Genomic DNA, 10,700 nt, shown 5'->3' with positions numbered 1-10,700 from the left:
CAGCATAAATGCGCCTTGAATTGAAAAGCCTGAGAAGCTCTGAATTGATCATCTATATAATGGAATTGGTATTAGTAGGTGAGATGGCGATGATTAATGCAGCTGTATGGAGGTTTATTCATTTTTTATTCAACTTCTATATATCATTTTGTCATAAACAAAGTGTTGTTGAAAACAGAAAAAACAGTGATTTTGACCTAACTTTATCGTTTTACCCCTTTGCTTCACCTTTATTCTTAGGTGATTAATTACGCAGTTAAAGGGGGCGTTTTAGCATCTTGAGTGCATATTTGGTCTTAGCTTTTTCATCTTGATTGAATGTTACTTTTTAATCTCAAATTATTAACGTTTTTACTGTTAACAAACCGACTCTTTCAATATTAGTCTATGAACTCTCGCTATTTTTTAATGATATTTCTTTTCAATTCTTCAATGTGCTTAGTTTTAAATGAATGATTGAGTGCCTATATTCTTGTGTGGTCAGTCGTCGATCAATGTGTTTTTTATGTTAACAGAAATGCCTTGTATCAAAGCGTGAATGGCTAAATAAATGTCATTTTATTTCATATTTGTTCAAATTAACCCCTTGTGCACGATTTCTATGCTCTAACTTGGCTTTTTACTAGTTTTCTCCTGCCTCAAATGTTGACACAGGTTAACAGTTTGTGGAATGATGCGTGACAGTCTGCATCCTATCATCCATAGGAATTAAGAAGATAATAATTAACAATCACAATAGAAATACAGGCTTAGATACAGGAGTCAAATACAATAAGAATGCCTGTTATCGTTAAGTTAAAGATTTTTTTCATCACTTTAAATTGGTTGGGAACTATGTCCAAGGTAAGCAATAAAACAACAATCGCTAAGGCGCTTATAGGCGCATTAGCCTTAGCCGGTAGCCCACTCGTGATGGCCGACCCTCTTTCAAATGTCCAAAATGCTGATAGCAAAATTCATCAAGAGTCAGCGGCGTCTCAAAAGAAAGTCGACAAATATTTTGATCAAGCTCAAGATATGGTTTTTGAATACGGTTCAGTTGCCGATGAGCGCGAGTCTACTAAAGCATATAACGATTACTTAGCAGGGTTAGTCGCTGATCAAGAAGCGACAATGAAATCGATTCAAGATGATATCAATGGTATCGATACATTGCGTCAAGGTGTTGTGCCTTTGATGTTTAAAATGGTGGATGCACTTGATCAGTTTGTTCAATTAGATTTGCCGTTTAATACTGAAACACGCAAAGCACGTGTGGATAATTTAAAAAGTTTATTAAATAGCGCCGAAGTGACATTAGCAGAGAAATACCGTCTTATTCTTGATGCTTACAGTATTGAGCGTGATTACGGTAACTTTGTGGCGGTGGATACCGGTAAATTAAACCTAGATGGCAAAGAAATTCTGGTTGATTTTTTCCGTTTAGGCCGTGTTGCATTATACGCACAAAGCTTAGATCAAAAATCAGCATGGATGTATAACGCAGAAACCAAGGGCTGGGAAAAGCTAGACGATAGCTACTTACGTGATATCACAAAAGGTATTCGTATTGCACGTAAACAAGGTGCCCCTGATCTCTTTGCGTTACCCATTCCAGCTGCGGAGGCTGCACAATAATGAAGAAGTTAATAAAAACAGCAATCCTTGCTTCTACTCTGTCGCTAGTATCAGGCATGGTCAGTGCCGCGGATGCACCTAAGAACATTGACCAATTATTAAAGCAAGTACAATCTGATCGCGCGATAGAAGCGAAAGAAAATAAAAAACGCGAGCAAGAATTTAGAAATGAGCGTGGTGATAAAGCGGCGTTACTAAAGCGTGAAAAACGTGCGTTAGCCGCAGAAAAGCAACGGGGTAAAGATCTCAACCAAGCGTTTTTAGATAATGAGCGTAAAATTGCTCAGTTAGAAGAAGATCTAAAAGCGGCTCAAGGTGACTTGGGTGAAATGTTTGGTGTGGTCAAAGGGGATGCCGGTGATTTTGCAGGTAAACTCGCTGCGTCAAATATTAGTGCACAGTATCCAGGTCGTAACACTTTCATTGAAGAGTTAGCCGCACGTAAGCAGCTACCTAAAATTGAAGAGTTACATAAGTTCTGGGAAGCACAGTTATTTGAAATGGTTGAGTCGGGTAAAGTTGTGACTTTTGATGGCACAGTGACCGACATTAACGGCAGTGTTGAAAACACAAAAATTACGCGTGTGGGTACCTTCAACTTATTAGCCAATAATGAGTATGTGGTTTATAACCCTGAGCTAAATCTTATCCAAGAGTTGTCTCAACAACCTGATGGTTATCAAGTTTCACCTATTAAGAAGTTTGAAGAGACTAAAACAGGTTACGCAAAACTCTATATTGACCCTGTTCGTGGTGTTCTGCTGAATATCTTCACGCAAAAGGCAACCCTTGAAGAGCGTATCGAAGCCGGTGGTACTATTGGTTATATCATTATTGCTTTGCTTATTCTAGGTGCTTTAATTGCCCTTGAGCGTTTAGTGACGCTAAGTCTTGTTGGCGCGAAAGTAAAAGCACAGCGTAAGAACCTAGATAATCCAGGTAACAACGCCTTAGGCCGCGTCCTTAAAGTCTATGATAACAACAAAGATGTTGATGTTGAAACCTTAGAACTTAAGCTTGATGAGGCGATTTTAAAAGAAACCCCTGCACTTGAGTCTCGTATCTCAATCATTAAAGTGTTGGCGGCCATTGCCCCTATGATGGGTCTGTTAGGAACAGTAACGGGTATGATTGCCACTTTCCAAAGCATTCAATTATTCGGTACGGGTGATCCAAAACTGATGGCAGGTGGTATTTCTATGGCATTGATGACCACAGTACAAGGTCTGGTTGCTGCACTACCCTTAATGCTGCTTCATGCGATTGTTGTTGCCCGTAGCAAGACAATTGTTCAAGTACTTGAAGAGCAAAGTGCCGGTATTATTGCTGCGCACGCTGAGAAGAGGAACGACTAATGATGCTATACCTGATGGACTTATGGGATTCCGTCAGGGGCTTCATGGCCTCCGGAGGCGACGTCCTCTGGATTGTAGCGGCAGTGCTATTTGTCATGTGGGTATTAATGCTTGAGCGGTACTGGTATTTAAAATGGGTATCGCCAAAACAACATCAAGCGATTATTCACACATGGGATGAAAGAGAGGATTCCACCTCTTGGTATGCACACCGGATCCGTGAAGCTTGGATATCCCAAGCAAAGCAAGATTTAACGGCTCGTATGCTGATCATTAAAACCTTAGTGGCTATTTGTCCTATGGTAGGTTTACTGGGAACTGTAACCGGTATGATTTCAGTCTTTGAAATTATGGCAGTTCATGGCACGAGTAATGCGCGTATGATGGCAGCTGGTATTTCAATGGCAACCATGCCAACAATGGCAGGAATGGTTGCAGCGTTATCAGGAGTATTTTTCAGTACTCGTCTTGATGCACAAATGAAAATCAGTATTGAAAAGCTAAAAGACAGCATGCCGCACCACTAGAGAGAGATTGAACATGGCACGTAGAAAGCACTCCAGCGTGGAAGAGGAAGCGCAAATTGATATGACACCGATGTTAGACATCGTGTTTATCATGTTGATCTTCTTTATTGTAACAACATCGTTTGTCAAACCATCAGGCCTAGATTATAACAAGCCTGAAGCGTCTCAAGCGACTAAAAAACCGTCGGCTAACATTTTCATTGGCGTCAGTAAAACAGGCGTGATTATGATGGAAAACCGTCAAGTTGATATTGAGCGTGTCACAGCAAACGTAGAAAGAATGCTTGCTGAAGCACCAGAAGCGGCTGTCCTTATTCAAGCTGACAAAGAAGCACAACATGGCTTAGTTATTAAAGTGTTGGATAATGTGAAGAAAGCCGGTATCGATAAAATTTCGGTTTCAGCGGGGAAAGACTAATATGCTAAGAGTAATAGTATCATTGCTAGTTGGTGGTGCTGTGACTTTTGCTCTATTCGTTTTTATGGCCTTTTTAGTAGGTGGCGGCCCAACCCGCCACGCTACTTCAACAGACTCGCCAGTGATCGAAATTACCATGAGCAAACAAGATGCCACAGCGACGAAAAAGCCAAGGGTAAAACCTAAGCCACCAACGCCACCAGAGCAGCCACCAAAACCGGATATCACGCCACCTGATAGCTCATCTGACATAGATACCAATATGTCATTTACCATGGGCGGAGTGAATGCTGGAACGGCGGATACGGGCTTTAAAATGGGCAGCATGATGACCCGTGATGGTGATGCAACACCGATTGTTCGTATTGAGCCTCAATACCCCATTGCCGCAGCACGTGATGGCAAAGAAGGTTGGGTACAGCTGAGCTTCACTATTAATGAAATCGGTGGTGTTGAAGACGTTAAAGTGATCAAAGCTGAGCCTAAACGTGTGTTTGATAAAGAAGCACGTAAAGCCTTACGTAAGTGGAAGTACAAGCCTAAAATTGTTGATGGTAAAGCCATAAAACAACCGGGCCTAACAGTACAGCTTGACTTTAAATTGGATAAAGGGAGGTAATAGTGATGGTTAAGATGAATTCAATCGCTGCCGCACTTCTTCTTTCTTTAGCCAGTGGTACTGCGTTTGTTGAAAGCGCGTATGCCGCCGAAAAGTGTCCTATTGAAAAGCGCCAGTCTAAAGCTGTTGGTCAAAGTGTGGCTAAAAAAGTGCAAAAGTCTTTTGCAGCTTATTCAGAAGGGAACTTAGATGAAGCATTGAGCATTCTGCTTGAAGCGAATCCTAAGAAAACCTTTGACAAAGCCTATGTGGCTAGAATGCTAGGTAACTTCTATGCCGAAAAAGGGCAAATGAAGAAAGCCCTTAAGTATTTGAAAGAAGCTGTTGATGCCAATGTATTAGGGGGCGCTGATCATGCGGGGACGCTGCGTTTATATGCAGACTTGTTACTGCAAGAGAAACAGTTTAAACAAGCCATCCCTTATTATTATGATTGGATGAGTTTTACTTGTAAGGAAGAAGCACAAGTCTATCGTCGTATTGGTATTGCTTATTCTGAAGAGAAAAACTGGGATAAAGTACTGGAAGTGGTCGACAAAGGTATTGCCATCAGTGATAAACCGGACAAAGGTTTATATCAGATGAAACTGACAGCCTACTTTAACAAGAAGCAGTATAAAAATGCCGTTAAAGTGCTTGAAGTCATGGTGCCTTTATTTCAAGACGATAAGCGACTTTGGGTGCAATTAGCCCAGTTTTACTTGATGACTGAAGATTACACTAAGTCGCTAGCCACTTATGATCTAGCCTATAAAAATGGCTTTTTAGAAACTGGCGCCAATGTGACTCGATTATCGCAATTGCTTGCACAAAAAGGCTCACCTTATCGCGCAGCAAAAGTGTATGAAAAAGCCGTTAAGTCAGGTTTGATTGAGACGAATGAGAAAAACTTGGGTATATTGGCCGGTTTTTATCATAACGCGAAAGAGCTAAAAGAGGCGGCCAGTTATTATGGCAAAGCTGCGGCTATTGACAATAATGGCGAGCTTTATTTAAAGCAAGGTCGCATTTTGGCCCTTGAAGGGAACTATAAGTCGGCTGTCAGTGCTTTGAAAAAGTCATTATCTGCTGGCATTAAGCATCCTGGTGAAGCACAGTTTGAGCTCGCTTTGGCTTATTTAAGCTTAAAAGAGTACAAGCAAGCTTATCAACGCGCGAAACTCGCAGTTAAAGATAAAAAGACCAAACGCAGTGCAACCAGTTATTTGGCGTATATTGAAGAAAAAGCACGCATCCATAATGTAAGTTTGTAATGCTTGTATTATGTTTTTAAAAGCCCCAAATAGGGGCTTTTTTTATTGCGGGTATGACTATAGATGAGTGATCACTGTGACTTTGTTCGGTGAGCAATTTATTTCGTTACTCACTTGCTCTAATTTCTCAAACAACAATTCTACATGTAAGGTATTGTTTGGTTTACAAGTACAGGCGGCTAAGGTGAAATCCACTTGGGTCGCATGTTGTTGGCTGTATTGATGATTAAAATCCAAGATGGTTTTCTCGATTCGGTTAATGATCACTTGGCTGACCGCAGGGGTGATAGAGAAAATGCCAATGGCGAAGTGTTGGGGATCGAGCCTGCCAAATAAATCACTGCTTCTGAGGTTGGATTGAACATGAGAAATTAATGACTTTAATAAATAAGGTTGTGTTACTGTTTCATGAATGTTTGGACATAGATACAATAACATCAAGCTCTCATTGGTTCTAATATGACGTTTCCATTCATGCTGAAAGGACTCTAGAAAGTAAGTGTAGTTGTATATTCCAGTGTCAGGATCGCGTATATCGGATTGATTAACAGCATACATCATGCTCAAGCTCCATTTGACGGTCTTTTATTTAGTATAGGAAAAAAATGACTGTCTATTGAAAAGGTAAAAATAAAAATGAAAAAAGCAGTTTTAGCCATTTGCATTGGATTAACATTAGGAGTGAGTGCTTGCTCACCAAGCGTTCAGCAAGAAACGGCCGTTAAAGCCGATACAAAAGCGGCTCTCATTGAAAGCCAAGAGCAAGTATATTTGCAGTTAGTGGATGACTATTTTAAGGATTATTTAAAGCTCAATCCATTGGAGGCGACGTTTGTTGGGATCCATGATTATGATGATAAATTTACCAATGAACTGACGGAAGATTATTTAAAGCAACGTCACGAACTCAATACTCAGTATTTAGCTAAACTCAAAAAAATCGATCGCCAAGCGCTGCCAGCGCAATTGCAGCTCAGTTATGATGTATTTATGTATGACAGAAACATGGCGCTCGCTGAAGAAGCCTTTCCTCACTATTTTATGCCAGTTGATCAATTCTCCAGTGATATTATCACTATGGTGCAATTAGGCAGTGGCGATAGCGCTCAGCCTTTTAATACAGTGCAAGATTATGAGAATTGGCAGGCTCGAATTAAAGATTTTATTTTGTGGCTTGATGATGCGAAAACTCGCATGAATGAAGGGATTGAAAGCCAAGTGGTATTGCCCCGTGTATTAGTTGAGCGCATGATCCCACAATTACAAGCCCAATTAGTGGAAGATGTAACCAAAAGTGTTTTTTATCAGCCCATTACGCATTTTCCCACTGATTTTACACAGGATGAAAAACAGCAGTTAACCACACAATACCGGGCGCTTATTCTTGAACAACTGGTTCCTGCGCTGTCAGATTTTAAGACCTACTTAGAAACTCGTTACTTGCCGGCTGCAAGGGGCAGCGATGGTTGGTGGGGCTTGCCTAATGGTAAGCTTTGGTATCAACAATTAGCCAATGAGCATACCACCACGACCATTCCTGTTGATAAGATCCATGATATGGGGCTGAAGGAAGTGGCACGCATTCGTGCTGAAATGGACAATGTTCGTGAACAAGTGGGCTTTAAGGGGGATCTTGCCGCATTTTTTACCTCACTTTCATCCGAACCAGAATACTTCTTTGAAGACAAAGCCGCCCTTATTGAGGCTTATATGCAATTGAAAGATAAAATTAATGCTAAGTTGCCAAGCTATTTTAATGTAATGCCTAAAGCCGATTATGTGGTCAAGCCTGTTGAAAGTTTCAGAGAGCAATCCGCCGCGGGTGCCTCTTATGAAGCCCCTGCGGTTGATGGTTCTCGTCCAGGCGTATTTTACATCAATACCTATAATCTTAAGGCGCAGCCTAAATGGGGCACGACGACGTTATCATTACATGAAGCGGCGCCGGGGCACCATTTTCAAATTGCCATTAAACAAGAGCTCACTGGCGTGCCAGAATTTCAGCGCTTTGGTGGTTATAATGCCTTTGAAGAAGGTTGGGCCTTATATGCTGAGTATTTGGGCATAGAAATGGGACTGTTTAACGATCCTTATCAGTATTTTGGTAAATTGTCTGATGAAATGCTCAGAGCCATGCGCTTAGTGGTGGATACTGGGTTGCATGCAAAAGGTTGGAGTCGAGAGCAAGCGATCCAATACATGAAAGATAACTCTCCTATGGCGGAGTCGGATATTATTGCTGAAGTGGAGCGTTATATGGCGATCCCTGGTCAGGCACTCTCTTACAAAGTGGGCCAGTTGAAAATATTGGCATTAAGAGAAGAGGCCGAAGCTCAATTAGGGGAGCATTTTGATTTACGGGCATTTCATGATCAAGTCATCACATCTGGTGCCTTACCCATGGAAGTACTGACATTAAAAATTCACAATTGGACGAAGGATCAGCTCAAGCAGCATCAAGCCAGCCACTAATTGAGTGAGTATTTTAAAACAAATTAGCGATAGGGCTTTTTAAAATCGTTTTTTGTTTTATACTGACAGCGTTAATTAATGCCGATGTATTGTTATCATCATCGGCTTACTTTTATTTTTGGAGTAACATTATGGTACAAGCCACAGCAAGACACCTTTTAGTGAGCACGGAAGAAAAATGTGCAGAGTTAAAGCAAGAAATCTTAAATGGTGCTGATTTCGGTGACGTTGCTAAGGCAAACTCTTCATGCCCATCATCATCTCAAGGTGGTGATTTAGGATCCTTTGGCCCTGGCATGATGGTTAAAGAGTTTGATGAGGTTGTATTCAGTGCGCCATTGAATGAAGTTCAAGGTCCGGTTAAGACACAGTTTGGTTATCACTTACTTGAAGTGACGAGTCGCGGTTAATCTCCATTTTTTAATACCCTAAACTTGGTGTTAAAATAAGTAGAAATGAGTAATAGCGTTATGCTGTTACTCATTTTTTTTGACTACTCTCAGTCTTATTCTTATAAAAAATAATATCAACCATTGGCGCTATAGTTATATCATCATTTATTGATTGATTGAGAGATGATATGAATAGTCGAGCTAAAAATATTCAATTAGGATTAGATGCTGCCGATTCTGCCATTTTTCAAAGCAGTAAAATTTGGGCTAAATATAGTGATGAGAAAGCGGATGTTGCACATATTCTTATCGGTATGATTTGTCAGCTGGCACAAAAAATCGGCTCAGAAAAGGCCATGAGAGCTTTAGCTATCGGCTCTGCAGATGAGCCGCAATTTAGATTATTAGAGGCAGCATTTAGAGGGGGGCTTTATTTATTCGATATCGATAATAAAGCGCTTGATACTGTTAATAACAAAATTACGCGGCAGTTCATTAAAAATGTTCAAACCGTACAAGGTGATTTTGTCAATGTATTCAGTAGTGCTCAGAGTACGCAGCAGTGTCTTCAATCTCAATTGGGCCATGTAAAGTTCGACTTAATCACATTACACCATTGTTTATATTATTGTAATGAAGCGACTTGGTCTATCCTGCTGGGGCATTTACTCAATGAACTCTTGGCCAACCATGGTAAAATTCATATTTTATTGATGGCTGTTAATGATGAAAGAGAGGATACAACCGAGGCACTATATCGGCATTTTATGAGACAATTTTACGGTGAGTATTGTCCTCAGAATGTAAGGACGCTTTACCATGAGTTGCAAAAAAATGAGCAATTTTCAGAAATGGATCTGCATTTAGATACAAGAGAAGTGAAGTTTTATACCCATGACTTTGCTGAATATATGGCCGTTGTTTGGATGATTTTACTTTATCCTCATGTACATCAATATTCCCTTGAAGAGCGAAAAGACATTACGGAATATGTTTTCGATCATTTATGGTCTCAACAAAAACCCCTCATTCAGTTACAAGATAGTTTGATCATTTCACGTTAGTCCTGCTTTTGACCACTGAGAGGCTTAAGACATGCAGTGAAAATGACCTCTGGGTTACTGGAAAAAAGCGTTAAGGCGGGCATAGGGTTTGTTTAAATGAGTGTTATAATGCGCCGCGATATATTTAAATAAAGGTGAATTGACGTGAGTAATGAAGTAGCAGAGCTAACCTTGTTAGCGGGTGAAGAGTACATAGAGTTATATAAAGTGTTAAAAGTGCAAGGTTGGATCAGTGCAGGTGGTGAGGCAAAACACGTCATTGCCGAAGGCCTAGTCATGGTCAATGGTGAGGTGGATACCCGCAAACGTAAAAAAGTGATTGCGGGCGAGACAGTGACGTTTAATGGTGAGTCGGTCACTGTTGTTGCCGCTCAATAACAAGGATTGAGTATCCTATTCTTGAAAGAGTTTTGAAAGAGTTTTGACATACTCTGACATAGGACATAGACATACTCTGACATAATAATGTCGATGAAGATGTAAGTGGAGTGAAATATGCAGTACCCAGATGATGACAATGGTAAAATGTTAGCGGCTATGGCGGATGCGGGTATCGATTTATCGAAAGCGCTTGATATCGATTTCTTTTTAGTTTTTGATGATCAAAGAGATGCAGAGTCAGCACTTGAAGATATTCAAACGAAAGATTTAGAAGGTGAAGCTGAGCTCTTGTTAAACGATGAGTCGGGTAAATGGGAACTCATTGTCTGCTTAAACATGGTGCCTGAATATGATGCGCTGGTGTCGCAAGAATCTAGCCTCAATGACTTTGCGGGTGAGTTTGGCGGTATGAGTGATGGCTGGGGCGTGATGCAGCATCAAGAAGGTGATGATGAGTTTATGGATGACGACCATGAGCATGGCCCAGATTGTAATCACTAATGTGTGATTGACACATTAGTGGGGTTTATACCCGTGACTGATGAATCCCCAGTTTTTTTACTCACAGGTGATTCCCAGGAAGTTGATTTTATTTGGGAACT

12 protein-coding genes are annotated in these 10,700 nt (G+C 40.7%); 11 read left to right on the top strand and 1 reads right to left on the bottom strand.

Annotation, left to right across the window (positions count from 1 at the left end):
- The first annotated feature begins 834 nt into the window (after positions 1-834).
- Genes Q0791_RS23120 through Q0791_RS23095 form a run of 6 tightly spaced genes read left to right on the top strand, consistent with a single transcriptional unit; the run spans position 835 to position 5,789 of the window.
- Positions 835-1,617, top strand: coding sequence for a DUF3450 domain-containing protein (locus tag Q0791_RS23120; protein WP_299011571.1), 783 nt, complete (start codon positions 835-837; stop codon positions 1,615-1,617).
- The gene (locus Q0791_RS23115) at positions 1,617-2,972 is read left to right on the top strand and encodes a MotA/TolQ/ExbB proton channel family protein (protein ID WP_299011570.1); all 1,356 of its coding nucleotides are present in this window, start codon (positions 1,617-1,619) and stop codon (positions 2,970-2,972) included. The genes Q0791_RS23120 and Q0791_RS23115 overlap by 1 nt, the downstream gene beginning before the upstream one ends.
- Positions 2,972-3,499: a MotA/TolQ/ExbB proton channel family protein gene (locus tag Q0791_RS23110; RefSeq protein WP_298772217.1), complete on the top strand. Its 528-nt coding sequence runs from the start codon at positions 2,972-2,974 to the stop codon at positions 3,497-3,499. The genes Q0791_RS23115 and Q0791_RS23110 overlap by 1 nt, the downstream gene beginning before the upstream one ends.
- 13 nt (positions 3,500-3,512) lie before the next feature.
- Positions 3,513-3,917: a biopolymer transporter ExbD gene (locus tag Q0791_RS23105; protein WP_298772216.1), complete on the top strand. Its 405-nt coding sequence runs from the start codon at positions 3,513-3,515 to the stop codon at positions 3,915-3,917.
- 1 nt (position 3,918) lies between these two features.
- Complete coding sequence (locus tag Q0791_RS23100; protein ID WP_299011569.1) at positions 3,919-4,536, top strand: energy transducer TonB; 618 nt, start codon at positions 3,919-3,921, stop codon at positions 4,534-4,536.
- A gap of 5 nt (positions 4,537-4,541) precedes the next feature.
- The gene (locus tag Q0791_RS23095) at positions 4,542-5,789 is read left to right on the top strand and encodes a hypothetical protein (RefSeq protein ID WP_299011572.1); all 1,248 of its coding nucleotides are present in this window, start codon (positions 4,542-4,544) and stop codon (positions 5,787-5,789) included.
- A 57-nt stretch (positions 5,790-5,846) separates the two neighbouring features.
- On the opposite strand, the gene Q0791_RS23090 is transcribed toward Q0791_RS23095, so the two are convergent.
- The gene (locus Q0791_RS23090; RefSeq protein ID WP_299011567.1) at positions 5,847-6,350 is read right to left on the bottom strand and encodes a diguanylate cyclase; all 504 of its coding nucleotides are present in this window, start codon (positions 6,348-6,350) and stop codon (positions 5,847-5,849) included.
- A 75-nt stretch (positions 6,351-6,425) separates the two neighbouring features.
- On the opposite strand from Q0791_RS23090, the gene Q0791_RS23085 reads away from it, so the two are divergent.
- From Q0791_RS23085 to Q0791_RS23065, 5 genes are all read left to right on the top strand, one after another.
- Complete coding sequence (locus tag Q0791_RS23085) at positions 6,426-8,261, top strand: DUF885 family protein (protein ID WP_299011565.1); 1,836 nt, start codon at positions 6,426-6,428, stop codon at positions 8,259-8,261.
- 131 nt (positions 8,262-8,392) lie between these two features.
- Entirely contained in the window at positions 8,393-8,671 is a 279-nt protein-coding gene (locus Q0791_RS23080) for a peptidylprolyl isomerase (RefSeq protein ID WP_299011563.1), read from the top strand.
- A 170-nt stretch (positions 8,672-8,841) separates the two neighbouring features.
- Positions 8,842-9,717, top strand: coding sequence for a hypothetical protein (locus Q0791_RS23075; protein ID WP_299011562.1), 876 nt, complete (start codon positions 8,842-8,844; stop codon positions 9,715-9,717).
- A 144-nt stretch (positions 9,718-9,861) separates the two neighbouring features.
- Entirely contained in the window at positions 9,862-10,095 is a 234-nt protein-coding gene (locus tag Q0791_RS23070) for an RNA-binding S4 domain-containing protein (RefSeq protein WP_299011561.1), read from the top strand.
- 117 nt (positions 10,096-10,212) lie between these two features.
- Positions 10,213-10,599: a ribonuclease E inhibitor RraB gene (locus Q0791_RS23065; RefSeq protein ID WP_299011560.1), complete on the top strand. Its 387-nt coding sequence runs from the start codon at positions 10,213-10,215 to the stop codon at positions 10,597-10,599.
- The last annotated feature ends 101 nt before the right edge of the window (positions 10,600-10,700 follow it).

This window comes from uncultured Shewanella sp. (assembly GCF_947495455.1).
Classification (GTDB): domain Bacteria; phylum Pseudomonadota; class Gammaproteobacteria; order Enterobacterales; family Shewanellaceae; genus Shewanella.
The sequence above is the reverse complement of the archived record's forward strand: the minus strand, read 5'-3'. Positions and strand labels throughout refer to the sequence as shown.